The organism is Microcoleus sp. LEGE 07076, from assembly GCF_015207455.1.
In the GTDB taxonomy this organism is placed as follows: Bacteria; Cyanobacteriota; Cyanobacteriia; order Cyanobacteriales; family Microcoleaceae; genus Microcoleus.
Window position 1 is genome coordinate 12,798 of record NZ_JADEWV010000046.1, and the last position, 25,504, is coordinate 38,301.

At 46.6% G+C, this 25,504-nt stretch carries 22 protein-coding genes; 10 read left to right on the plus strand and 12 right to left on the minus strand.

Going from position 1 to position 25,504, the window contains the following annotated elements:
* Positions 1-404 precede the first annotated feature (404 nt).
* Positions 405-1,085, plus strand: a complete 681-nt coding sequence (locus tag IQ270_RS10400) for a peptidoglycan-binding protein (RefSeq protein ID WP_193973149.1) — start codon at positions 405-407, stop codon at positions 1,083-1,085.
* A gap of 1,134 nt (positions 1,086-2,219) precedes the next feature.
* Here the strand turns inward: IQ270_RS10400 and IQ270_RS10405 are convergent.
* A complete protein-coding gene (locus IQ270_RS10405) occupies positions 2,220-4,106 on the minus strand; it encodes a DUF1565 domain-containing protein (RefSeq protein WP_193973150.1) in 1,887 nt (628 codons plus the stop codon).
* 225 nt (positions 4,107-4,331) lie between these two features.
* On the opposite strand from IQ270_RS10405, the gene IQ270_RS10410 reads away from it, so the two are divergent.
* Positions 4,332-5,414 carry a thiamine phosphate synthase gene (locus IQ270_RS10410; RefSeq protein WP_193973151.1) on the plus strand — a complete coding sequence of 361 codons (1,083 nt, stop codon included), beginning with the start codon at positions 4,332-4,334 and terminating at the stop codon, positions 5,412-5,414.
* Between the two features lie 214 nt (positions 5,415-5,628).
* Positions 5,629-5,841 carry a sulfur carrier protein ThiS gene (gene thiS, locus IQ270_RS10415; RefSeq protein WP_193973152.1) on the plus strand — a complete coding sequence of 71 codons (213 nt, stop codon included), beginning with the start codon at positions 5,629-5,631 and terminating at the stop codon, positions 5,839-5,841.
* Positions 5,842-6,101: 260 nt separating this feature from the next.
* Here the strand turns inward: thiS and rpmA are convergent, their stop codons facing one another.
* The 5 genes from rpmA to IQ270_RS10440 form a co-directional block, all read right to left on the minus strand.
* Positions 6,102-6,389: a 50S ribosomal protein L27 gene (gene rpmA / locus IQ270_RS10420; RefSeq protein WP_193973153.1), complete on the minus strand. Its 288-nt coding sequence runs from the start codon at positions 6,387-6,389 to the stop codon at positions 6,102-6,104.
* A 27-nt stretch (positions 6,390-6,416) separates the two neighbouring features.
* On the minus strand, positions 6,417-6,809 hold the full coding sequence (gene rplU / locus IQ270_RS10425) for a 50S ribosomal protein L21 (RefSeq protein WP_193973154.1): 393 nt from the start codon (positions 6,807-6,809) through the stop codon (positions 6,417-6,419).
* Between the two features lie 426 nt (positions 6,810-7,235).
* Positions 7,236-7,451 carry a hypothetical protein gene (locus tag IQ270_RS10430; protein ID WP_193973155.1) on the minus strand — a complete coding sequence of 72 codons (216 nt, stop codon included), beginning with the start codon at positions 7,449-7,451 and terminating at the stop codon, positions 7,236-7,238.
* A gap of 195 nt (positions 7,452-7,646) precedes the next feature.
* Complete coding sequence (locus IQ270_RS10435) at positions 7,647-8,156, minus strand: DUF3122 domain-containing protein (RefSeq protein WP_193973156.1); 510 nt, start codon at positions 8,154-8,156, stop codon at positions 7,647-7,649.
* Positions 8,157-8,265: 109 nt separating this feature from the next.
* Complete coding sequence (locus IQ270_RS10440) at positions 8,266-9,207, minus strand: hypothetical protein (protein ID WP_193973157.1); 942 nt, start codon at positions 9,205-9,207, stop codon at positions 8,266-8,268.
* Positions 9,208-9,519: 312 nt separating this feature from the next.
* On the opposite strand from IQ270_RS10440, the gene IQ270_RS10445 reads away from it, so the two are divergent.
* A complete protein-coding gene (locus tag IQ270_RS10445) occupies positions 9,520-10,425 on the plus strand; it encodes an AraC family transcriptional regulator (protein ID WP_193973158.1) in 906 nt (301 codons plus the stop codon).
* A gap of 373 nt (positions 10,426-10,798) precedes the next feature.
* Positions 10,799-12,343, plus strand: coding sequence for an NB-ARC domain-containing protein (locus tag IQ270_RS30885; RefSeq protein ID WP_228056236.1), 1,545 nt, complete (start codon positions 10,799-10,801; stop codon positions 12,341-12,343).
* 15 nt (positions 12,344-12,358) lie between these two features.
* Here the strand turns inward: IQ270_RS30885 and petJ are convergent, their stop codons facing one another.
* Entirely contained in the window at positions 12,359-12,736 is a 378-nt protein-coding gene (petJ, locus tag IQ270_RS10460) for a cytochrome c6 PetJ (protein ID WP_193973159.1), read from the minus strand.
* Positions 12,737-12,810: 74 nt separating this feature from the next.
* Positions 12,811-14,298 (minus strand): glycerol kinase GlpK, encoded by a 1,488-nt coding sequence (gene glpK / locus IQ270_RS10465; protein WP_193973160.1) that lies wholly within the window; start codon positions 14,296-14,298, stop codon positions 12,811-12,813.
* A 100-nt stretch (positions 14,299-14,398) separates the two neighbouring features.
* Here glpK and IQ270_RS10470 point away from each other — a divergent pair, with 100 nt between their 5' ends.
* Entirely contained in the window at positions 14,399-14,983 is a 585-nt protein-coding gene (locus IQ270_RS10470) for a DUF99 family protein (protein ID WP_193973161.1), read from the plus strand.
* Between the two features lie 187 nt (positions 14,984-15,170).
* Here IQ270_RS10470 and IQ270_RS10475 read toward each other — a convergent pair whose 3' ends face one another.
* Positions 15,171-16,373 (minus strand): hypothetical protein, encoded by a 1,203-nt coding sequence (locus tag IQ270_RS10475; RefSeq protein ID WP_193973162.1) that lies wholly within the window; start codon positions 16,371-16,373, stop codon positions 15,171-15,173.
* Between the two features lie 973 nt (positions 16,374-17,346).
* Here IQ270_RS10475 and apcA point away from each other — a divergent pair.
* The 3 genes from apcA to IQ270_RS10490 all read left to right on the plus strand — a co-directional run bounded on the left by apcA (position 17,347) and on the right by IQ270_RS10490 (position 18,999).
* Positions 17,347-17,832, plus strand: coding sequence for an allophycocyanin subunit alpha (apcA, locus tag IQ270_RS10480; RefSeq protein ID WP_193973163.1), 486 nt, complete (start codon positions 17,347-17,349; stop codon positions 17,830-17,832).
* A gap of 178 nt (positions 17,833-18,010) precedes the next feature.
* Entirely contained in the window at positions 18,011-18,496 is a 486-nt protein-coding gene (gene apcB / locus IQ270_RS10485) for an allophycocyanin subunit beta (protein ID WP_193973164.1), read from the plus strand.
* A 299-nt stretch (positions 18,497-18,795) separates the two neighbouring features.
* A complete protein-coding gene (locus tag IQ270_RS10490; RefSeq protein WP_006634929.1) occupies positions 18,796-18,999 on the plus strand; it encodes a phycobilisome linker polypeptide in 204 nt (67 codons plus the stop codon).
* Between the two features lie 530 nt (positions 19,000-19,529).
* Here the strand turns inward: IQ270_RS10490 and IQ270_RS10495 are convergent.
* The 3 genes from IQ270_RS10495 to IQ270_RS10505 form a co-directional block, all read right to left on the minus strand.
* Positions 19,530-22,094: a collagen binding domain-containing protein gene (locus tag IQ270_RS10495; protein ID WP_193973165.1), complete on the minus strand. Its 2,565-nt coding sequence runs from the start codon at positions 22,092-22,094 to the stop codon at positions 19,530-19,532.
* A gap of 515 nt (positions 22,095-22,609) precedes the next feature.
* Positions 22,610-22,798, minus strand: a complete 189-nt coding sequence (locus tag IQ270_RS10500) for a hypothetical protein (RefSeq protein ID WP_193973166.1) — start codon at positions 22,796-22,798, stop codon at positions 22,610-22,612.
* A 183-nt stretch (positions 22,799-22,981) separates the two neighbouring features.
* Positions 22,982-24,910, minus strand: coding sequence for an SdrD B-like domain-containing protein (locus tag IQ270_RS10505; RefSeq protein ID WP_193973167.1), 1,929 nt, complete (start codon positions 24,908-24,910; stop codon positions 22,982-22,984).
* A 317-nt stretch (positions 24,911-25,227) separates the two neighbouring features.
* Between IQ270_RS10505 and IQ270_RS10510 the strand changes: the two genes are divergently transcribed.
* Positions 25,228-25,504: NAD(P)-binding protein (locus IQ270_RS10510; protein ID WP_193973168.1), on the plus strand; the 277-nt coding region annotated here is incomplete at its 3' end.

Consider the following 25,504-nt stretch of genomic DNA (forward strand, 5'->3'; position numbering starts at 1 on the left):
AATAGCAGATAATTTTCCCAAATTGAAAGCGATTGAATGCAATTGCTCGTCTATTATGTAAGTCGGCGCGAATATTTATCGTTGGCATTAGGCAGTTCGGCTTGAGGGAAAGCGCGTGATTTACATTTCATTGTATAGTGCTGTTTATTTACGCCTTTTTACTCAAGCAAAATCTTCACCCTTAACTTTTTAGCTCAGGATCGCGAATTAAATAATTTAGACATAATTGTGGGATGGGCGGGAGAGCTCATCCCACAAGAACAATAAAAATGGTAAGTTATTTAATTCTCATTCCTCAAAATCCATCCGCATAAATCCCCTATCATTGTTCGTTGGTCGAACTTGGCAAATTTTTCGAGATTTGATGTACGATCGCCAAGAGTTGTGCAGAGGTCGAATTTCCCATGTCCCCAAACCTAACAGCAAGCTCGAATCAATCCCGTGAAGTTCGGAGTTGGCTTCTCGGCAGGAGTTTGTGCGTTTTTTTGGCACTGGGTTCGATCGCCTCTACTGCTGCGGCGGCACAGATGCCTACCTCCGAACCAGGTAACAATCCCCGTCTGCTGGCCCAATTTACAGGTGCGATCGTCCGTCCCGCGCTCAAACAAGGCAGCCGCGGGTCGGAAGTGATCGAACTCCAAGCTGCTCTTAAATTGTTGGGATTTTACGCTGACAGTGTAGACGGAATTTTCTCACAAAGCACCGCGAAGGCTGTGTCTCAGTTCCAGGAAGCAGCAGGCATCGCCCCAGATGGTATCGTCGGTCAAGACACTTGGAATCGGTTGTTTCCTGCGACTGACCAGGCGATCGAAAACCCGATCGCCAACACTCCTACAACTGGCGACGACTCAGAGATTGACCCCCAAGTTCCGCCCACAAATTTTCCGGTTTTGAGAAGAAGAATGCGGGGCCCGGCGGTCAGAGATTTGCAAGAAAGACTCCGGGCGAAGGGATTTTTGCGCGCAAGTGCTGACGGCGTGTTTGGGTCCGAAACTCAAGCTGCTGTCAAGGCTGCTCAGCGACGATATCAACTGCCAGCAGACGGCATTGTCGGCCGCGCCACTTGGGAAGCCCTGCTGCGCTGAAATTCAGCAAATACTTTCGGATATGCACGTTGCGCGATCCTGTTCCAGGGCTAACGGGCGATCGTACAATTTGTTAAGTCCATTAACCTAATTAAACATACAGTAGGCAACGCTAAAAAGCTTGCTGTATATGCCTTCTTCCTTCTTCCTTCTTCCTTCGGCTTAATAATCGCTTTCGGAAGTATTTCGCACAGTCAAAAACTGTGAATTTTGGTAAACAAACTATTGTCAGGCGCACAGTTGGTGTTATCTTAAATAAATGAAGGGCAGAACCAAGAAACACAAAAAACTTGGATAAAAAATTTGAAATTAGAGTATTTGTCCCGATCGACTCTAGTTCGCAGGCAACGCCTGAATCGTGTAGTTTATTAGCAAATAAAGGTTGATAGGGCGATCGGAATTTGTGAAATAGCTTGAGGCGATTTGAGAAATCGAAAAGTTATCGACTTAGAATGGCGATCGTACAATCAAACACAGAAGCCTGAATAGGCTCCGCTAATAGCTAGCTCGCTCGCAGAGTAGTTGTCAAAAAGTCAACATTAGTAGTAGTTTTGCTGAATTTCAGCGTAGCTAAAAACCCACTTGAATCAACTTAACTCACAAAAATTTTAGGGTCTGGCATCCGATATGCTAGGCCCTAAAATTTTGCGTGCAGTTGGTGGTTGGTGGTTGGCATTAGCTAAGCTGTTGCGGCATTTAAACTATATATCAAAAAACAATAAAACAATGAGTGGGGTGTCCCGCCCGCCGTGAATATGCAATGTTTATTTGCGCGACAGCTTAATAATATCGTTTCCGGCTGCATCGTCAGGTGATAAATTATACCAATTCCGGTGGCACTCTTGATGATGTTGACTGTTAACTGTTAACTGTTAACGGTTAACAGTCAACAGTGAATTTACTATTCCGATCAAGAGAGAATTTGATATTATAGGGCAATTCATGAATGATTTTTACAAATCACCACCTATCTCGGTGCAATTTTCAGTTGTTCGATTCACAGTGAACAGTCAGTAGGGGCGGTGGAGTGCGATTCGTTCTCTCTTAACAGTTAACAGTCAACATCATGAGCAGTGCAACCGGAATTGATATAACAACAAACAACTGCCAACTGACAACAAACAACTGCCCATTTCATTTAATATCTTCGATCCGAGCATTCAAACCATTAACGGTAAGAATTTGTAGCAATTCCTCAGCTTTTTCGCGCTCGCGAAAAGCACCGGCTTGCATCACCGACCGCCCCTTTGTAAAAGTCCGAAAAGCATCGGGAACCAAGGATAGCATTTTTTGTCGATCGCCCGAACTCTCGGCATCCACCACCACTCGATACCGGAAACCCAAAGCCAAAGCTCGATCGAATGACCGCGAATTCTCCGACTCTGCGATAGAATTGCCCACTAAAATAGCAGGTACGTAGCCCCCCCTTCCTAGAGGAATGTTGCGCCCCGGCACCGGCAATTTACCCTCGGAATAAACCGAACTCGAACTATCAAAATTGGGAGAAATCATTGGTTGCTGTACCGAACTTTCTAAAATCGATCGAACATCAGCACCAGGCACGGGAATTTCGATCGCCCCTGGGACTATGCGTGCACGAGGGGCATTTCTCGGAGCGAGCTCAGGCCGCAACTGAGAGTTCGCCCGGGCCGGTCGCCTGGAAACCGACGACGGTGGGGTAATTGGCGCTGTTTCGGGTCGGGGACTCAGCGGCCCGGGAATGTAAACAGGAAGAGAAGTGTCGGGGCCGCCAATACTCGCAGATCGATCGATCCCTACCTGCAAAGCACTTCCCCCCATTGGTGGCAAGAAAGTAAAAGTTCCCGCCACGTCAACCGAGCCCGTAGTCCGATTGCTCAACAATTGATTGCCGTAAGCTGGGATTACTTGACCTTTGGCCGCATTGTTGACATCGTACTGACCGTTGTTGCGAATGACATTGCCCCCCGGTTCGGCAGCAGTTCCCAAATCCGGCAGAGCTCTGGCGATCGCCACAATTCCATCCCGCTGGTTTCTTTCGATATAATTGTGCCGCAGCACCGGTCTAGCATCAGCTTGCACCACCACGCCATCTTTATTGCGAGTAATTTTGTTGCCGATGAGCACAGGCTCCGCATTCTGCGCTACATTCACGCCAAATCCCGTGTTCTCAAAAGTATTATCTCGAACTTCCGGTCGGGAACTGCCAAAAATCGTGATCCCGTTAGCTCCATTTTTCGAGAAAAAATTCCCGCCAATCGTCGGCCTTCCACTACCCACTACCGAAATCCCGTCGTGAGTGCTCCCGGAAAAAGTATTGTTGACAACCGTCGGAGAACTCGATTCGATCCACAAAGCGTAACCGCGATAGTTGGTATTTGTCACCGTCACCCCGCTGAGTCCCGCCCCGTCTGCACCTAAAATTGCGATGTTTTGACCCGCCGAAGTCGGACTCAGAAACTCTCCTCCGCCTTTGATGACAATATTTTGACCGCGAGTGTTGGGATTTCCCTGAACAGTCACGCCGGGCCTGAGCATTAACGGAAATTTTTCGCCGCTTTGAGCGCTGTAAGTACCGGGCGCTAGCAAAATTGCTGTTTTGGGCGGGGCCACGCTCAAGGCGTAGGTGAGGGTTTTGAACGGAGCTCGATCGCTCCCGTTACCGCCCGTGTCGCTGCCGCCCGATGAACTCACGTATAGTATGTTAATGTCGCTCTCGGGGGCTTGAGAAAGTAGCTGCACGGAACTCCCCGTCTCGGTAGCGTTCGCAGGCGGTTGAGCGTGGCAAAAGGCGGTGCTGGCAAAGATGAACAGCAAGCAAGAACTTAAAGCTTTTTTTGGCGATGGCGTTCCGCCCCGCAAGCTACGACTTTTTTTGCACTCGCTCTGTTTTGAATTTAGAATCATAAAAAAACACACTTTATCTTTGAGCCAAGTTTCGCATCCGGTGTTTCGTGTCGGTTTTTGGCGATCGAACTTTAATATCACCCGCCTGCTGCGGTTTTTTTCGGTTAATCTTTGGTATTGTTCTGCTAACCTCACGGCTCTCCTCCGAAGTGTGGTATGCAGATTAACGATTCCACCCTCAACAAGTTTGATCTATTATGCTTTGTTTTCCTCAATGTAAATAAAACTTAAAAAATTGTCGAACTTGCATCAGTTGATGCCTGAGACTGTCGGGTCGATCGCTTTTGCTACAATCCTTGACGGTGTGGGAGAATAGACAAGTTTGACTCGTAAAATTAATTATAATTAGGGTGATTCTCAATGACCGAGAAACAAAACAGAACTTTACCGGCGCAGCCAGCCCTCTGCCGGATTTTAGATGCAAATCTCGATCGGTCGCGCGAAGGGTTGAGAATTATTGAAGAATGGTGCAGGTTTGGTCTCAACAGCGCCGATTTAGCTGGCGAGTGCAAGCAACTGCGCCAGGAATTGGCAGCTTGGCACACCGCAGAGCTTCGCAGCGCTAGGGATACGCCGGCCGACGAGGGTACGCAGTTGACTCACCCGCAGGAAGAGCAGCGTTCGAGCATCCAGCAGCTACTGGAGGCGAATTTCTGTCGGGTGGAAGAAGCTCTGCGGGTACTAGAAGAGTACGGCAAAATTTACGATCGAAATATGGGGGCGGCTTTTAAGCAGATGCGCTATCGGGTTTATACTCTCGAAAGCAATTTGCTGGCTTACCGGCGCTACCAACAGTTACTCAAATCGCAGCTATACCTGGTAACTTCCCCCAGAGACAATTTGTTACAAGTCGTGGAAGCTGCTTTGCAAGGCGGACTGACTTTGGTGCAGTACCGCGACAAAACCTCGGACGACGGGGTAAAGCTGGCGAATGTGCGGCAGATGAGCGAACTTTGTCACCGCTACGATGCTTTGCTGATTGTTAACGATCGCGTGGATTTGGCGATCGCAGCGGATGCCGACGGGGTACACTTAGGACAGCAAGATTTGCCTGTAGCCGAAGCGCGCAAGTTGCTCGGCCCGGGACGCATCATCGGTCGATCGACTACAAATGGCGATGAAATGCAGCGAGCTATTGAAGAGGGAGCAGATTATATTGGAGTTGGGCCAGTTTACTCCACTCCTACTAAACCTGATAAACAGGCTGCGGGTTTGGACTATGTGCGGTATGCTGCTGATAAGTCGTCTGTTCCTTGGTTTGCGATCGGCGGAATTGATATCAACAACCTTGATGAAGTGTTGAGTGCCGGAGCTCAAAGGGTTGCCGCAGTGCGATCGATTATGGATGCAGAACAGCCTACTTTAGTCACGCAGTTTTTCATCTCGCAGTTGATTCGGATGCAGAATCTGAAAGCTCAGAAACTTATGCAAATAAAAAGCTAGTTTTAAGCCGATCGAGCAACATCGAATTAACGGCGAAAGCGCTAAGCTGTAGGTTGGGTTGTAGCGATACCGAAAAAACCCAACACCTGAATCTGAAATGAATAGTTGGGCGAAGTGAAACCGAGGGTTAGCGACCTCAACCCAACCTATATATTTGGGATTTCATTCTTATTAACAGCCGCTATAATAACTAATAACTCATAACTCATAACAAATGACAGAGCGAATTGCGCTGCAAGTCAACGGAGAAAAACGCAATTGTGCGATCGGCACACCCTTACCAAAATTACTAGAACAACTAGGATTAAACCCGCGCTTAGTAGCTGTCGAGTACAACGGCGAAATCCTGCACAAACAATTTTGGGAAACCACAAAGATACAAGAGGGCGACATCTTAGAAGTAGTCACAATTGTCGGAGGAGGTTAGCCACAAAGCCAGCGAATCATACAAAATCCCTCGGTATCCAAATTATTCATCTCTCTCTTCTCTTCCTCTGTGCTCTCTGCGGTCTCTGCGGTTAAATCAATCCGAATTTCTCACAAAACTTGTCTACCAAACCTTAGATACCCGACTTCTTAAAAAAGTCGGGTATCTGAGTATATTGAGATAGAGAATCAGGAGGCACAGCCTCTAGATATGCGTTTCCAGGCATAGCCTAGGAACGAGGAAACCGCAAAATATCAAAATTAAACTGCTACAGCTTCAGCCACAGGTGCTGCAACCACAGGATAAATGCTGACTTTCTTGCGAGTTTTGCCCTTTCTTTCAAAAGTCACCACGCCATCAACCAAAGCAAACAAAGTGTCATCTCTGCCGATACCAACATTGTTACCGGGGTGAACTTTCGTGCCGCGTTGACGAATCAAAATGTTGCCAGCTTTGACAACTTGACCGCCGTATTTTTTGACACCCAGACGCTGGGAATTAGAATCGCGTCCGTTACGTGTACTGCCTGTACCTTTCTTGTGGGCCATAATGTCCTCAACTTTATTTACTATTGTTTATTCTGAATCACTTTCGCCAGTTTGGGGAGTTTCCACAACTGCTTGAGTCAAATCTCTCTTGGCCAAAACAACACCGTTGACGCTGATAGAGTCAATCATAAAGCGAGTTGTTTCTTGACGGTGCCCTTTTTTCTTCCGAGTTTTCTTTTTCGGCTTCATCTTGTAGACGAGGACTTTGCGGCCCCGGAAATGCCGCAGCACAGTTCCTTCTACAGTGGCATTTTCTACTAGAGGTTGGCCGATGTGAACATCGTCTTCGTGCTGGATCAGAAATACTTTGTCGATCGTAACTTTGGATTCAGCTTCCACGTGAAGCAGTTCGATGTCGTAGAAGCGGCCTGGTTCTACCCGAAATTGTTTGCCGCCTGTTTCAATGATTGCGTAAGTCATGGGATGGTTGTTGAGATTGCCGTACAGGTAGCTGATCAGTCATTACTCATTGGTCGTTAGTCATTAGTTATGAACTTTTGGCTGTGGACTTTTGACAGTAGACTGTTTTGCAGCTTTTGGAATGTCTTAACCTGATCCGAGCCGGATTTAGACAGACAATCTACTACTATTGCTTATTTTTGTATGTTTGTCAAGGTCGATCGGGCTTAGTTCGTAGTTCGTAAGTTGGGCCCTAGGGAAGCGAACACTGCGTTTCACCCTAGCCATAGTCTTACCAGTCCGATCGTTTTTATGAACAGGCTTTCGGACTTGTTCTGTCAAAGAGTCGATTTGATTGTGGGGTGGGATCTATAGCATCCCCGTGAAAGGCTTACGGACATAGGTCGATCGCACTTAATTATATCCAAAAGGGCGATCGACCTTAATTCAAACAGTTACAGAACACCTACTACTTCGCAACAATTCCAAAGCCTGATGTCTTACCCGACCCTCCATCACCTCTGTTTGCAAAGTAATAAAAGCCTCAAAATCTTCTAAACCGTACTTAGTCATCTGCAACTGCTGTCGCAACAGTTCTTCTGCCTCAACCGTTAAATAACCTGTTGCCAAAGCTTTTCGGACAATTGTACTGATTAAACTCATAGTAAATTCACCCCGAACACGCGCACGTTAACAGTGGACTCCGATCGCTAGACTAACTCAGCTTTTAGTTTTTTTCCTCCTTAACTCTTCAAATACGCTAAATCTACCTTAAGGTATATTTCAACCTAGGGATTTGGCGCACTTTAAATTGTATCAATATTATATTCACAAAAAAATGCGATTAAATTGATATATTTAGTTTGTGTCAGACAACACCCGCCATTCTCTAACAGAAAAAGGAGGAACCAACAATGTAGTTTCTTGTTGACCTTTCACGGGCAAATTCAACCGCAAAGGTTGATTGCTTTCCAATTGTGTAATTATTGATTTAAAATCGTATTCTCCGACATTAATTGGCAAATCCGACTTGCTCCAAATATCGTTAGCCTTACCAATGTCCCGATCGCCAGCAGCAACTTTCAACGGAACCGGGTGCTGCAATTCTGTTCCGGGAAATCCTACCAATCTCAGGTTGAAAGAGTTTACCATTCCCGACTTTACTCGCTTGTACAAAACCACTTGCCATGCTTTGTCATCTGTGTCGCGCAGGCTTTGTACAGAGCGATACATCACTCTGTCTGCTGTTTCTGGATACTTGTGAATCGAAGCCAAAGCCGGCGCGCTGAAAGTTAAGGTTAGATACAAACACAAGCTAATGATTGTTAAAGCCTTGAAAAAGAAAGGTTTTTTACTGAGATTGTTCATAGGATGACCAAAATATCGCTTGTTACCCAAAAGTTTAATAGATAAAAAGTAGGCCGCGTCGCACGCACCCTACTACTCATTTTAAACCTAGATGAATCGAACTGCCTGCTTAGGCGGGGGGAAGAGCATAAAAAGCAACCCCCTCATCCCGGAAATCTGACCTCGCCTGTACCAACCGCCGCTGCTCTGCGCTTGCGGTGAAAAAGTGCGTAATATTTTGCTGATTTTCCCGTTCCCTCGCCAGGTTGGTAAAACGATAGACGGGTATTGCACCCGGAACAGCCGTGCTATATGAATTAAAAACCTCCCCTTGATCGCGGAACTGGGGTAAGGTGCGAACAAACTGTATCTCACCAGGTTTATTCGTAAAGAAATAGGTTCCTGATGCCGTATTGAAGAAGCGTTGAACCTTTGCGTTACCGTCGCCTGGAGCGGTAAATTCATCGCCTTCACTCTGGAAACGAGAAGGGTTGGTTAGTCGGTCACTTTTCTCTATTCGATCTGTAGTATAAAAATGCCCTCCTGCCGTCTTGTCAAAGAAACGCGCGACGGGAACACCACTACTGCCTCCTGCATTAAAATTCGCACCTGTTATAGGGTCTTTCAAGGCGACACTGCCACTGGGAGTTGAAACCTGTAATGTGAAAGGCTGAGGAAGTTGTGTTAACGTATCCAAGCTAGTCACGCGGACTACATAGTCCACACCAGGCAGACTTGTAAGCGTGGGACCAGCACCATTGGAGTATTGGACACCAGAACTCGGTATTTTTGAGTTGACGCCGATGCCGCCATCATCAACCTGAGCAAGAAGAAGAGCCCCATCAGCGACATTCGCACCCCTGCTGCCTTTGGGTACCTGAAAGACTTGCACGTAAGGATCGAAGCTAGTGCTCAGATCTTTAAAGACATCAATTGATATAGGCTGATTAACTAACTCTACCTCTAAGAGGTAATCTTTAGCGCGAGTTCTTGCAGAACCATCGTTAGGCCTAGGAGTCGGGATATCCTTGTCAGTTGTAGTTAACTGATTTGTGACTTGAACTGATGCCATTTAAGCTGTCCTCTTAACTTTTCTGATAGCAGTTGTTATAAAATCCTGCTCTCTACATTTATAAAATACTCAATAACGATAAGCCACCTAACAGCTATTAGTATTTTTATTAGGTATTTTTCTGAGAATTACTCAATTTGGCATATTATACAGAAAGTTTCCGTACAACTCGTAGTTATATAGCGGTTCTCAAGCGTTGTGAGGTATGCCCGGTTTGGCCAGTGGCAACTCATATGAGAGCTCGAAATGCTATAACGATGAGGTCGCTATTGAAAAAATTTTTATCCATAGGTATTGGAAGGATAGGAAAAAATGCTAACAGAAAAACCTTTAGCTATTGATTATTCTCAACAAGATGCAACTTCAAAGTTTGTTCCGCGCCCGCTCATTCACTCCAGTCGTGACGCGGGATGGAAAAATATTCATCTAGCACACTATCAACTGCCTGCAATGGAAATTCCTGAAATATCTGGTTTGCAACATATAATTTGTCTTCAATTTTTGAAGCAGTCAACCGAAGTGGAATTAGTCTTTGATGGTAAGCGTCACCTAGTGCAGCATGACCAGAATGAAACGGGTTGCATTGAAATACTTCCTGCTTACGCACCTATTAAGGCTAGGTGGAGTCATGAATCTGAGTTCACTCACTGCTACCTTGAGCCTACATTTCTTAATCATGTCGCCTATGAGTCAGTAAACCCAGATCGAGTTGAAATTAATCTGACGATTAAAAAACCCGATCCGTTAGTTTGGCAAATTATCTTAGCACTGACAGCAGTATTGGAAAACGATTCAAATAATAGTTGCTTTTATGCGGATTCAATGGCGACGGCTTTAGCGGCTCACTGCTTAACATATTACTCAACCTGTAAGCATACTCTGATGGAATATGAAGACGGCTTGTCAAAATACAAACTGAATCAAGCTATTGAATACATCAACGATCATCTTAGTGAAAATGTGTCGTTAGCAGAAATTTCAGCCGAATTAGTTATGAGTCAATACTATTTTTGTCGATTGTTTAAGCAATCAACGGGAATGACTCCTCATGCCTACTTGATTCAGCAACGAGTAGAGCGATCGAAGCAACTACTGAAGCAGACAGAATGGACAATAAACAATATTGCGATCGAGTGTGGCTTTGCCAATCCCAGTCATTTTGCAAAGTGCTTTCGCCGATACACAGGCATTTCACCTAAACAGTTTCGCATGATTTAGCAAGATTATGTTCAAATCGCAAGGAAGTGTTCGACTTGGACTGACAAAACAGATTAAAATCGCTTACGTAGGAACTCGGATGCAGCTCGTTTGCTTAATCATTTGCCTGGGATAATCATTTAGATTCTACTTGCTTACTTAGCAGTTAGACACTTAGGTAATTTGTTTGGGAACAAATGGGATAAGACTTACGCATTCCAACGGTATAGCAAGGCTAAAGGATTGCTTCGCTTCAGTCGCAATGACAGAATTACGTTGTCTATGCGTAAGTTCTGTGGGAGTTAAAGGATAAGGTGCGATCGCTAAGTAATAGCATTTCTCCAAAATCATTCAAGAATCGAGTTGACGGGGTGTTTATTTATTATGAATATATATGACACAGCGAAATAAACCTTTACAAATAACAGCACAGAAGTTTATAGAAGCTGAGGCTTGCTGGAATCTCGAACAGTTATATGCAGACTTGACAGCGGCCAAGCAAGAATATGCTACGAGTAGAAAGCAGCGACTCACCCCTTTAGAAAAAACGTACCTGCGAGGATTGCTTTGCAATTATAGTCCATTGGAAATTGCCGCCGCACTCCATCGTAAATGCACGGGTATTAGAGTAGATTTATCAAGAGGGCTGTATCGCTACATAGAAGTTTTGACGCTGCAACAACCCAAAGACTGGAAAGAAATCCCAAGTATGCTAGAAATCTATGGTTATAAACAAAAGAGTAGCACAGAAACATTGCATTTTACATTGATAAATTCTGCCCAAACTCCCCAATCTGCCATCGAAAATCGAACTGAATGGGGGCTGGCGGTAGATACGTCTATTTTCTACGGGCGTACAACAGAACTTGCTAACTTAAGGCAATGGATTTTACAGGAAAACTCTCGCTTAGTTGCTATATTGGGTATGGGTGGCATTGGCAAAACTGCTTTAGCATCTAAGCTAAGAAATATGATTAAAGACCAGTTTGAGTGCTTGATTTGGATCGACCTCAGTCATGCACCTCTATTGGCAGATACTCTGGTAAATTTAATCGAATGTTTATCCGATCGACCGCTAGGTGATTTAGAGAAATTGCGGTTAGTTAGTCACTATAAAAAAAACTTTTTTCAAGCTGCGCTCGCTCTCAGAGAACAAGCGCAGCTTGAATTTTCCCTGGACAGTCTAATTGCTTCGACAAATGCAATAGAGCCGACAATCATCGCTGAGGCTATCCACCGCCTGATTCACTGTTTGCAAAAGCATCGATGTTTGATAATTTTAGATGGGTGGGAAGCTGTTTTCTGCACTGGGCAGTTAACAGGAAACTATCGAAAAGGGTATGAAGTATATGGGGAACTTCTGAAACAAGTAGGAGAGTTGCAGCATCAAAGTTGCTTAGTGTTGACTAGTTGTGAAAAACCTAAAGAAATTGCAGCGTTGGAAAGTCAAAATCAATCTGTACGGTCATTAAAATTGGGTAGTCTGGGACAAGCGGCAGTGGAAATATTTAAAAATAAGGGTTTGTCTGAAGAAGGTGAATACTCAAAATTGATAGAGGCTTACAGTGGCAATCCTTTAGCGTTAAAAATAGTAACAACAACTATTAATGATATGTTTGGCGGAAGCATTGCTAACTTTTTAAGAAATGGGCAGTTGCTGGGAGATTATAGCGATACGTTATCTCGGCAGTTTCATCGCTTATCAGCATTAGAAATTCAGCTATTATACATCATGGCGAAAGAAGTCAAGCCGGTTGGGTGTGAAAATTTGTACTCAAATATTCAGCAAGATCGGGATTCAGAATTTCTGAAGGCGCTGGAATCGCTTTTAAGGCGATCGCTAATTGAAACAGTCCCAGCAGAAACTGAAACTCTGTTCGCGCTTCAACCTGCGATCGAGAAATATCTGATGTCTGTGGCAAGATTGCCTAAGTTATAAATAATAACCGAGGTTCTATTTCCAATCGGTTTCGGCTTGGGATAGCACGTAGGCGGAAACATCGATAATTTGTTGTTCCGACAAACGATTTTTGTAAGCGGGCATAATACCTTTGCCGTTGGTTACTAAGTTGGAAATATTGGCGATGGAATCCATACCGTATTTTTTCAAGGCTTTTTGTTTCAAGTTTTTGCCGCGCCTGATAATGTTGCCGCCGTTGATGTGACAGCCGGCACAGTTGGCGCTGAAGACTTCGGCGGCGGTTGCAGTTTCGGGAGTTGTCGCTGTATCTGCGATCGCGATTTGGGAATTAGTAGCGATTCCTACAAATGCCAGTGTCAGTATCAATACAAAGGTGGCGAAGCTTTTTTTAAAATTATTTAGGAAAACCATCTATTTGCAATTTGAAAAATAGTGCTGGATTTCATGATATCACTAAATACGGGTTTTGGGGTTGACTCACCGATTCATTCTTCCCAGTCGAAGGTGCGGGTAACTGCTTTTTTCCAAAACCGATATTTTTGCTCCCGAAGGGCGATCGACATTTGCGGTTCCCAAGTACAATCCACCGCCCAATTATCCCGCAATTCGGTTAGCTGACTCCAAAAACCCACCGCCAAACCAGCCGCATAGGCCGCACCCAGTGCAGTAGTTTCTGCTACCACCGGGCGAACTACTGGTACTCCCAAAACATCGCTTTGAAACTGCATCAATGTGTGATTTACCACCATTCCCCCGTCCACTTTTAAAGACAAAAGTTCGACACCGGAATCTTGATTCATCGCATCCAATACTTCCCGTGTTTGCCATGCTGTCGCTTCCAATACTGCGCGAGCAATATGTGCTTTAGTCACGTAGCGAGTTAAACCTGCAATTACTCCCCGCGCGTTGTCTTGCCAATAAGGTGCGTAGAGTCCAGAAAAGGCAGGGACAAAGTAAACTCCGCCGCTATCTTCAACGGTATTTGCTAATGTTTCTACTTCCGCAGATGTGTTGATGATACCCAAGTTGTCGCGCAGCCATTGCACTAACGCACCGGCGATCGCAATACTGCCTTCGAGAGCATACACAGCGGGCGATTCTCCCATCTTGTAGGCAACTGTTGTCAGCAACCCTTGTTTTGAAGGGACGATCGCCTCACCAGTATTCAGCAGCATAAAACAGCCCGTACCGTAAGTATTTTTCGCCTCCCCAACATTGAAACAAGTTTGCCCGACTAAAGCCGCCTGCTGATCGCCCAAAGCAGCAGCAATTGGAACACCTGCAAGCAACCCTTTAGCAGTTCCAAAAACTTGACTCGAAGGGCGAATTTCTGGAAGCATCCGGCGGGGAATTCCCATTATTTCCAAAGTTTCCGCATCCCAATCGAGGGTTTGCAAATCCATCAGCATTGTGCGGCTGGCATTGGTAACATCGGTAATGTGCGCGCCTCCTGTCATATGCCAAATTAGAAAAGAATCGACATTGCCAAAAATCGCATCGCCTCGATTCGCAGCTTCCCGCAATCCTGGGATATTGTCCAGCATCCACTTAATTTTTGGGCCGCTGAAATAAGTCGTTAACGGCAAACCGCAGCGCTCTCGAAATCGATCTTTACCCTCAACTGCTGCTAAGCTAGTACAAATTTGATGAGTGCGGGTATCTTGCCAAACAATCGCATTTCCGTAGGATTTTCCCGTATTTTTATCCCAAACAATTGCTGTCTCGCGCTGGTTGGCAATGCCGAGGGCAGCAATATCTTTCGGGTCGATATTGCCGATTTCGAGGGCATTTTTAATCGCGCTTTGGGTGCGCCGCCAAATTTCCTCGGGATCGTGTTCAACCCATCCCGGTTGCGGATAGATTTGTTGGTGTTCTTGTTGGTTGCTGCAAATTATCTGTCCCAGGCGATCGAATACGATGAACCGGGTGCTGCTGGTTCCTTGGTCGATCGCTGCTACGTATTTTTTTGCCAATTGTCTAAAATATTTTTAGTAATCAGGTCTTTAACGCATATGATACTATATTTAGAACTCAAATCAATGTCAAAAAGTTTAGCTTAGGGAACTCAACAAGTTGAAACTGGCAGATTTGCTGAGGCTCGATCGCACAATTAAGGTTATCGGCTTTGACGATGCTCCGTTTTCTCGTACCAGCGGCAGTTTGGTGTCGATCGCCGGAGTAGTCTGCGGGGGAACCAGATTTGAAGGAATGGTTTGGGGACAAGTCCTCCCAGACGGATTAGATGCCACCGAGGTGATTTGTCACCTACTGCTAGGAGGTAAATTTTTACCACAATTGCATCTCGTTTTGCTAGACGGAATTGCTTTCGGCGGATTCAATATTATTGACCTTCCCAAGTTAGCATCGCGGCTGCAAATTCCCTGCGTTGCTGTGATGCGTCGCCAACCAAATTTAGCTGCTGTTGAAAAAGCCCTCCGCCATTTACCAGACTGGGAATACCGTTTAGAATTGTTGCGTGGCGCTGGTAAAATTTACACTTTTGAACCTTTCTTTTTTCAAGTTTGCGGCGAAAAACCTGAAATAATTGCACTGGTACTTCAGCGTTTGACTGACACTGGTAAAGTTCCTGAAGCTTTGCGTTTGTCTCACTTAATTGGTGCGGCTGTAATTACTGGTGTTAGCGGTAGTTCTGCTTAAATTTATTATCTGCAATTGAATTTACCGCTATCAAAAAGGTTCGTAGTGAGGAATGCGAGTCCGCATCTTTTCTTAGAAGACTCGCATTCCTGACAAGGTTCGTAATGAGGAATGCGAGTCCGCATACTTTCTTAGAGGACTCGCATTCCTGACTACGAACCTATTGGGATAGGGGATTTAAGATTATTTAGGTTCCGACAATCTCGCCCTCAATGTCACCAAATTCGATTTTAGTTCCCAAGGCCAAAGTTAGGGTACTTTCTGGTTCAACCATTTTTATATCGCCTTGACTGTCTGTAGCCCACCAAGCGCGATCGCACAAATTGGTCAATCCCAATAAAAGGTCGTCTTTTGAATGAGAATTGACTGCAGCTACCACACCGTTAGATGCTGTCGCAGTCAAAGTCGGCAGATCGGAAATTGATAACTGAGTTCCCGTAGTTAGAGGAATCGTTTTATTTGCTAGTTTCAGGTAAAATAAGCCGCTGGCAAGTGATTTTTCTGCAGGATAAGCTGAGATAATAGTAGGTGGAGTTTTAGCAGAAGTTTGAGCCGGCAAATCAGAGTTTCCGACTGTCACCGTACAGTTGCCAATTCTCTTTTGATCGCCCGATCGCAAATAACTCACCGCCCCGCTATCGACATTCTCGCAGACAATTTGACCCGCTTCCAATTGGAACCGCATCGCTAAAGGCGAAACATCAGGAATGCAGATAATAGACAAATTTTCATCGCTACCAAAAGTCACCGGTTCGGCACCAATAGTCAGAGTGCGATTTGCTCCGGTATCGTAACTAATTACCAGCCAAGCTTTGTTGAACAAAGTTTCGGCTACAACCAACATAATTCCAATCCAAAAGCCGATCGCAGCACAGCCAGCTAAACGACCCGCAGTACCCGATAAAGAATAAGCGAACAAAATAAACAAACATCCGCCCAACACGCCCCCAACAGCGCCGCCGCCCGCGCCACGCAGCATTCCTAAATTGGGAATCCGTTTCGACAGTCCAAGTCCTAACAAACTGCCAGCTATTCCCCAGCAAATTACTCGCAATAATTCATTCGGGCCAATGCCGCTGTAAATAGCTTCGGCAATGGCCCCAGAAACTGCCCCCGCGATTAAACCAAACAATCCGCCATTTTTTAAAGCTTGTTTAACTTGAGGTTTGCCTTTAATGTAGTAATAATAGCCGAGCATAATAGCAGTAGCAATGCCGCCGCCTACTAATCCAAACCAGCGACTTGTAGACAAAACACTTTCAAAAACAGATTCTGAATTATTTAGTCGCTGCATGAAAGGTTCGGTGATCAGATTGCCGGCGAAACCGCCGACAGCACCGCTAATCCCAAACTGCAAAGCTTTTTTAATTGCTGATAGATTTCTTTTCACGGCGCACCTGAATTATAAAGTGAGAGTCAATCGATTTTAGATTTTACATTTTAGATTTGGTTCGGGGAGCATCTGTAGTTTTGTATTTTTAGCGAGCTGTGGCGATCGCCAGCCGTCAAAAAATACTTATGGTAAAAGTGAGATGCTCCGTAATATCATGTCCGGTCTACGCTCGTAACAAAAACGGTTCGTCCCAATTTTATCGTTGTCAATTGCTCCGTCAATATAGGATTCTGACTTCGATCTAAAATTTTAGGTCGATCGCGACGAGTGTCGGGGGCTTGTCTCCGTTTTTGGCAGAGTCAAATTTAGCTACAAGCCCGAAAGTCACGATTTCCGATCCGCACCAGTCCCCACTCTGTCTCCTCCCCGTCTCCCGCACCTTTTTTTGAGACAGAAGTCTTCGCTCCTCGCGCCGCCGCCTTCGCGACAAACCAGTCCCTAGATAGATCGCCTGCAACCTTTGCTACCCAATAATTTTAGCGATTTTTTTTACTGTAAAATTTGCACCTGTCAGACCCAAAATGGGGCCCAAACATGAAAAGGAATGTTACAAACTATTACAGTAACACTCAGAATGTGAACATAATGCCTCAAAATACTTGCCAGAGGTAGTTGCGTCAGAGAAGCGATATCCTGACTGACTGCCTGAGAGTCACTCGATCGCCACTTACGGATCTGCTGCAATCTCGATCGTAGATTTTAAGATCGCATCAATCATTTGTGGTATTCTAAGCGACAGGCACTGTGCCGGCACCGGCCAAGCGCACCGGCGTGAAGAACGAGCGCCGTCAAACACCGAAGGCAGTCACCCGCCAGCAACTTTAACAGTTGCTAGCTGTGGAAAGTCCACCCTTCCCCGTCAAAGCTCCAGCCACCAGCAAAGCGAAAGGTACGGGATGAAAGCGCCCGCCGCCGCTAGCTCAGCGCAGAGCAGTTCGCAATTGCAAAATATCCAGCGGGTACACACAAGATGAGTATCGTCACCAAATCAATCGTCAACGCAGACGCCGAAGCTCGCTACTTGAGCCCAGGTGAATTAGACCGGATCAAGAGCTTCGTCACATCTGGCGAACGCCGCGTCCGCATCGCCCAAATTTTGAGCGAATCCCGCGAACGCATCGTCAAGCAAGCCGGCGACCAACTTTTCCAAAAACGCCCTGATGTTGTTTCTCCCGGCGGCAACGCTTACGGCGAAGAAATGACCGCAACTTGCTTGCGCGACTTGGATTACTACCTGCGTTTGATCACCTACGGCATCGTAGCTGGCGACATTACTCCGATCGAAGAAATCGGTATTGTCGGCGTCCGCGAAATGTACAACTCTCTCGGAACCCCGATTGCAGCCGTCGCCGAAGGCGTGCGCGCTATGAAAAGTGCAGCTTCCTCGCTGCTGTCTGGAGATGATGCTTCCGAAGCTTCCTCTTACTTCGACTACGTTATCGGTGCGATGCAGTAAGGAATTTTGATTTTTGATTTTTGATTTTTGATTGAAGAATTAAGAGGTTGCTGACAACAAGCTCAAAGCTTTTGCAGATAACCAACCTACTTAAAAATCTCAAATCCCCAATCCCAAATCCCAAATTCTAGCTCCAAAATTGGACTGACTCAGCCACTTTCTAGGAAACAAGACAACCATGCAAGACGCAATTACCGCCGTTATCAATACCTCTGACGTTCAAGGCAAGTACCTGGACATCAGCGCCTTAGACAAGCTCAAGAACTACTTCGCTTCTGGTGAACTGCGCGTCCGCGCCGCTACCGCCATCAGCGCCAATGCAGCCACAATCGTCAAAGAAGCAGTTGCTAAATCTCTGTTGTACTCTGACGTAACTCGTCCCGGCGGCAATATGTACACCACTCGTCGCTATGCAGCTTGCATCCGCGACTTGGACTACTACCTGCGCTACTCCACCTACGCCATGCTAGCTGGCGACCCTTCCATCCTCGACGAGCGCGTGCTCAACGGTTTGAAAGAAACCTACAACTCCTTGGGCGTGCCCATCGGTTCTACCGTACAAGCAATCCAAGCAATGAAAGAAGTCACCGCCGGTTTGGTCGGTTCTGACGCTGGTAAAGAAATGGGCGTCTATTTCGACTACATCTGCTCTGGCTTGAGCTAAGACTCAGGAAGAAGGAAGAAGGAAGAAGGAAGAAGGAAGAAGGAAGAAGGAAGAAGGAAAAAAAATATTTTTTTGCCTCTTTGAACTTTAAACTTTTAACCTTAAACTTTGAACTTTGGACTTGTTACCTTTGGTCTTGAAAGATGTCAGGGAAGTTAAGAGTGATTGCTAGACCGTCAAAGGCCAGTCGAGAAAGCCCGACGAGTTTTAACGAGCTAGTTTTGACTCCTAACTCCCTGACTTCAATCTTTTTAAAATCCATCTAAAAATCTGTAAACCTACTCAGGAGTTAGTTTCCCATGAGAATGTTTAAAGTGACTGCTTGTGTCCCCAGCCAAACTCGCATCCGCACTCAGCGCGAATTGCAAAATACCTATTTTACTAAGCTGGTTCCCTATGACAACTGGTTCCGGGAACAGCAAAGAATTATGAAAATGGGCGGCAGAATTATTAAAGTGCAATTGGCTACCGGTAAGCCGGGAGCTAATACTGGTCTACTTTAAGATCCGACAATGGATTGGTAGATGGCAAGAGGTCGATCGCGACCTCTTTTTTTGTTGCTATGATTTTATAGCAGAAGCAAATTCCGCAACGAATTTGTTAACGGATGTCTGTAATTTTTAAACCAATGACTGATCGCTAGCCTTCGGCTTGCTTCGGCTAAAATGATTGAAGCTTGCGGTGCGAGTGTAATTTGCTTGTGTCCGTATTCTCGCCTATTTTAACCCCATTGAACTGTGGTGGTCACAACTCAAATCTTTTTTACGAAGTTTCGCTCCAACGGGTGCATCAATGATTGATAAAATCATTATTGCAGTTGCCCTCCAGCTAATAAACCCTAAACATTTAAGAAATTGGGAAAGCTAATTGCTGTTACTGTACCTCATAACAGCGGGAACCGCTGTAAGTTCTAAAGGTATTTATTCAACAGTCCCTAACAAAGCAAAATGCACCCCAAAATCATGTTTTGAGGTGCAGTTTAAACCAGCTAGCTGCTAATTGCTCAGTCTCAAACTAGAAACTCAAATTAACCTTAAAACAGCGCAGTCGAAGTTGGAGCACCCAACAGTAAATTAGGTTCATCCAACTTCTGAGCTTCTAAAAACGATACGATCGAAGCTTCCGCCGCGTCTTTCAAACCGTTGAAATCAATAAAGCTACTTACGCCTGCTGTTTCAGGAGCGAGCAAGCTATCAACACTGCTGACTTGCGCCACAGCGGAACTGCCGCCGTTAGTCAAAGGATCGGTGCTAGCAGCCGCCACACCCGTGTCGCCAGTCAACAAATCGATGCTAGAACCAGTTCTGGTTGCCGCTGGTAGAGGCACCGAAGGCGAAGTATTGGGGCCTGGCACGTTAAAGGTAACAGGATTGGGCCCGGTTGCGATCGGGAACGGATTTTGAACGCTCGCATCGAAGACTTCCAAAACCGAGTAGGTAGCCGGGAACAAATTGGGAAATAGAGCAATCCCGTTAGCATCCGTTCTTACCAGAGGTTCAGTTGCCGCATCGTAGCGACCGTTGTTGTTCAAATCCAGAGTAAATGGGATATTGGCAAGACGCGGTTCGTTTGCATCTTGTATGCCGTTGCGGTTGTCATCTCGGAATTTAGGAACCGACAGGTTATAGGTGCGAGAGTTGCCAATCAAAGCGCAGGTAAAAGTTTGATTGGGGCCTAGAACAATATTCATCGCTGGAGTCGTTTGGAAGAAACCAGGAGGAGGTACTTCTCGAAGGTTGTAAGTACCCGGACGCAAATTGTTGAACGCAAAGCGACCAAACTGATCGGTAGTCGTAGTGGCTTCCCCTGCATCCAAAGCACCGTTGTTATTCGTATCGAGATAGATAGTAACGTTGGCAATCGCCGGTTCGTTTCCGTCTCGATAGCTGTTGAGGTTAAAGTCCTCGAATTTGCAACCGGTGATGTTGCTGTTGGGCGTGTTGGCAAAAGTAACGTTAGCGTCCTGAGTGCTCAGACTCACCGGAACAGCAGCAGATGTAGAAGGCGAGAAACCAGCCGGTACGACTTCTCGCACCGTGTAACTGCCCGGTGCCAAGTTGGTAAATGCTCCTCTGCCTTGGGCATTTGTCTGTATTTGTTGTTCTCCGGTGTCAGCAACCCCATTATTGTTGGTGTCGAGGAAGACGTTAACACCGCTAAGTGGTGCTTCACCCTGAATTGGCTCGTAGCGACCGTTTCCGTTCAGGTCATTGTATTTGAATACAGTGATGTTAGGTCGAGTGTTGCCCACACCAGCATTCGCTCCAGTGCCAATAGTAGCTCCCACAGGAGTAAAGGTAAGTGCAGGTGAGGGGTTAGTCGCTGGGAAAGACAAAGGCGTGTTCGCAAAAATCGGTCGTACACCCGTTGCTGCAATAGACCTTTCCCCAGTCTGTTGGATGCCGTCTAAGTTGTTGTCTACGAATTTAGGGTCGTTTGGTTTCAGCGTATAGGTTGAGTCTGCTACTAACAGCGGTTGCTCTCTGCTGATCGTGGCCTGGAACCGTGCCTGCGGGCCTGGTGCAGAAACCTGAGCGGGGTTGGGAGTGGTTGCTACGGGAGCATTGAGATTGCCGGGGGGAATGTTAGGCCCACCGACTTCGCTGAGAGAGGTTCTGGGAAATACTTCCAAAACTGAATAATTGGCCGATCGCAAATTTTTAAAAGTAGCCACTCCGCTGGCATCGGTGATGGCAACTGGTTCAGCGGAGGGTCCATCCCAGCGACCGTTCCCGTTCAAATCTAAAATGAAGGGTACGTTAGCAATGGGGGATTCCAAAACTCCACTAACTACATTTCGCGTGCCGCTGCGGTCTAAGTCCCGAAATTTGTTAATTTCAATTTGATAGAGCGGAGTGTCACCAACTTGAGCGCAGGCAAAGGTTTGACCGGCTGCTACCGTCACGTCCAGTACGGGAATGTTGTTGGGTGGGGTGCTTTGGGGGAAATCTTGTGTTTCTAAAGGTTCTGCGCTCGGATTGTTAACTCTTATTCCGTTTGCATCAACTTGTGGTGCGATCCGTTCTTCCCGAACTTTGTAGGTTCCGGGCGCTACGTTAAACGACCACGCACCATTTTTGTCTGTTAAGGTGTTGGGTTCGCCTGCATCGCGTTGGCCGTTGCCATTGATATCAAGATATATCCTGACATTTTTAATGCCCGGTTCATTCCCGTCTCGAAAGCCGTCGCCATTTATGTCTAGGTATTTGCACCCAACGATCCGGCTGCCCTCACTTCGGGTGTTGCCAAAGAAAACGTTGGCGTTTGTGTTTCCAACAGTTACAGCGAGGGGATTGGGAGTCGTAGTACGGAAACCTGCGGGTACTGTTGTTTCTGTGAGTACGTAGTTGCCGGGAACAAGATTTATGAATGAGAACGCTCCGTTGGCGTTTGTCAGGACGGAGACATCTCCTGCATCTAATATGCCGTTGCTGCCGATCGCCGGTTCGAGGAGAATGGGGACGTTTTCCAGACCAGGTTCATTTGCCTGTCTGATCCCATCCGCATTCAAGTCATTGAACTTGATACCTAAAATTGCCGGGCCTGCATTCCCAACCTGTAATTGCTGGGCAATCCGCTCTTCGTTTAAATCTGCCATGATTTCTCTCCTTCACACCTAAATCCGCTTGACATACTCCCCAGCCTCAAGGTATGGGGATTCTGGATTCTAACAGCAAACGCAAGCACAGCTTGTCTGATACTGCCTAGCCCTTAGATTGATGCCCCAACCTATTTGAGATTTTTTGGATTATAGAGTTGAGACCGGATTTTTACATCTCGGGCATCAACAATACGTAACTTTATCATGAAAGCCGTCCTATAAGGACGGGGCTTTGAGCCAATTTTTCGGTAAATTACAGAGTATTGGAGCCGCTTGTCCATAGCTGAGTAGCTTTTGCTAGTCGCTGACAAAGGCTACTCGATTTTACATACGTCTGTGCTTGAGGTAATGTTCCCCATCTAACACAACAATGCCTCAAGCTTTGTCGCTGGCAAGTATATCAGGTTTTGCAGAATCCTGGCAATTTGAGGGCAACATCTTCAAGATTTCCACGCCTTCTCTTGTACCTACATACTTGCTGCTTCGAGCTTTAAAAAGACCTTGACTGAGTGCTACCCCCGATTTTTAACGATGCGCGGATCGTTATTGTTTGTCGCGGTTGGCTTTGAATAGCCGATCGCACCCTCTGGGATTGGCAGCGGCAACAAACAATTACCGATCGAGTTCGCTAGCTCGATCTGACTTGCTTTGCCTGAAAATGTGCCGATCGCCCTTGGCGGAACTGTCTGATCGTTTCTCACTCACCTGCGATGCGACTGTCTCTGAATCTTGCACCCAATATACAAGCCTGCTTCGGAGTTGCCGGAACTCAGGCTTGAGTGTTGGAGGTTGCCAACAATACGGTATCACGCGATCGCCCTTTAATCTCTTCCTGATTTCGAACTCCGGCAATGGGGATTGCGGGCGATCGAGCTTTTGTCTCCCTAAATCACCGACCAATCTCTCGCACTCACCGACACGAAGGAGTTTCCGAGATCCCAATTAACCAATTCATTTTTATTGACAAATTCACCCATTTGTGTATTGCGCTCTGCACCGACATTTTGTTGCCCAAAGTTCGGAATATTGCCTAAATTCGCCGCTGGTCGATCGACCAAAAAATTACTAATTCGATAAATATCACGACCCGAACTCAAAAGCAAGCTATTGGCCCCTATATTGCCCGCAGGTTCGTCCGCATAGCTGCTGGCATCGGTCAGCGGGTCGCCACTCAAAGATTTAGCCTGTCGGTCCTCAGTCTCTCCCGTCAGCAAATCGATGCTGCTGGCCCGAATCTGTGCCGAGACAACAACCAGCGCAGGCGGGGTCGTTTGAATGAAGCCCGGGGGCGGAACTTCCCTGATGACGTAAGTACCTACCGGAACATTGCGGAAACTGTAATTCCCCTGGCTGTCACTCAAGGTACTCGCTTCGCCCGGATCTAAACTGCTGTTGTTGTTGAGGTCGATATAAATTTGGGTATTGGCGATCGGCGGTTCCCCGGCATCGAGGCGGCCGTTGGCATTAAAATCGTTAAATTTGACACCGCTAATCGTCCCCGTTACCAAAACGTTGCCGAAGCTGAGATTAGTGGCATTTGTGCCATTACCGACGGTAATCGGAGTCGGACTTGGCGTAGTTTGTCGAAAACCGGGCTGCGGGACTTCCCTTACCACATAGCTGCCTTGGGGCAAATTGATAAAAGAGAAATTACCTTGGGGGTTTGTTAAAGTCGAAGGTTCGTTGGGATCTCGGGCGTTGTTGTTGTTGAGGTCGAGGTAAATCGGCCAGTTGGCAACTCTCGGTTCCGTCGGTTCGTTGATACCGTTAGCGTTGAGGTCGTTGAACTTGAAGCCACTGATGCTGCCGGTGGGGAAATTGTTGCCGAAATTGAGGCCGACAGCGTTGGTATTGCCGGTAATGTCGATCGGCCCTGGATTTGGCGTAGTCTGTACCCATCCCGGTTGCTGAACTTCCCTCACCAAATAGCGGCCGGGAGAAACATTGCCAAAAGTGTAGTTACCTTGGGGGTTAGTGATGGTATTGGGTTCGCCCGGGTCTAACCTGTTGTTGCCGTTGAGGTCGAGATAAATTTGCCAGTTGGCCAGAGGCGGGTCAGTCGCGTCTCGGATGCTGTTGGCATTCAGGTCATTGTATTTGATACCGCTGATGCTGCCGACAAAAAAGACATTGCCAAAATTGACGTTGCTAATGGTGGCGTTGGAAGTAAGGTTAATCGGGCCCGGGTCTGGCGTAGTTTGGCGAAAACCAGGTTGCTGAACTTCTCTCACCACATATGTATCTGCGGGAATATTGACAAAAGCGTAATTGCCTTGAAAGTTTGTCAAGGTAACAGGTTCGCCACCGTCTAGCCTGTTGTTGCGGTTGAGGTCGAGGTAAATTTGCCAGTTAGCTAGGGGCTGTTCTCCGGGGTCTTGGCGGCCGTTGCTGTTGATGTCGTTGAATTTTGTCCCGGCGATCGTCCCGGCGTTGAAGTTGTTGCCAAAATTAATATTGCCAGCATTTGTCCCGCTGGTAATCGCGATCGGTGCGGGATTGGGCGTAGTTTGGCGAAAGTTCGGCTGCTGGACTTCCCTAACCTGGTAAGTGCCCGGTGGCAGGTTGACGAAGCTGTAGTTGCCTTGGGCGTTGGTGAGGGTGGAAGGTTCGTTAAAGTCAAATCGGCCGTTGTTGTTGAGGTCGAGGTAGATTTGCCAGTTGGGAATTGGCACATCTGGGGGATCGGGGCGGCCGTTGGCGTTGAAGTCGTTGTATTTGTTGCCGCTGATGCTGCCAACTTGGAAGTTGCCGATGTTGACGTTGCCGATGTCTATTTGGCTGGCGGTTCTGGTGGGAATGCTGGATTCGGTCATGGTATTGAAGAAGGCCCAATGAACGCAATTCAATGTTGGCTCTACGGCAATTTAGCAGTTTTTTAGCCAATTGCAGCTATTTGAGGGGATTAATTTTTTCGATCGAAGGGAAGCAGGAAGGCGGAGATTGGGAGATTGGGAGATTGGGAGGTTGTGGCGGGAGGAAGATATAAAGGCATCAGATGTAGGGGGGTGAAGCTAGAAGCTAGGAAGCACATGACACTTACGCACAACAGGCACAGGGAAAATGGCAGAGGCAAGAGTTGAGACAGGGCGATCGGCTGTAATATTATAAAAATATTAAGATTTTTAAGCTAATGTCATCTCCTACGCAATCCCAGTTATTTTCTCCCAATTCCCGCCCGACAGAGCAAGAGTTTGATGCGATCATCATCGGTTCCGGCATTGGCGGACTCGTAACCGCCACCCAGCTAGCCGTTAAGAAAGCCAAAGTTTTAGTCCTCGAAAGCTACACAATTCCCGGCGGTAGTGCTGGATATTTCGATCGAGAAGGCTACAGATTTGATGTCGGAGCCTCCATGATATTTGGATTCGGACAGCGCGGCACCACCAACCTCCTCACCCGCGCCCTCA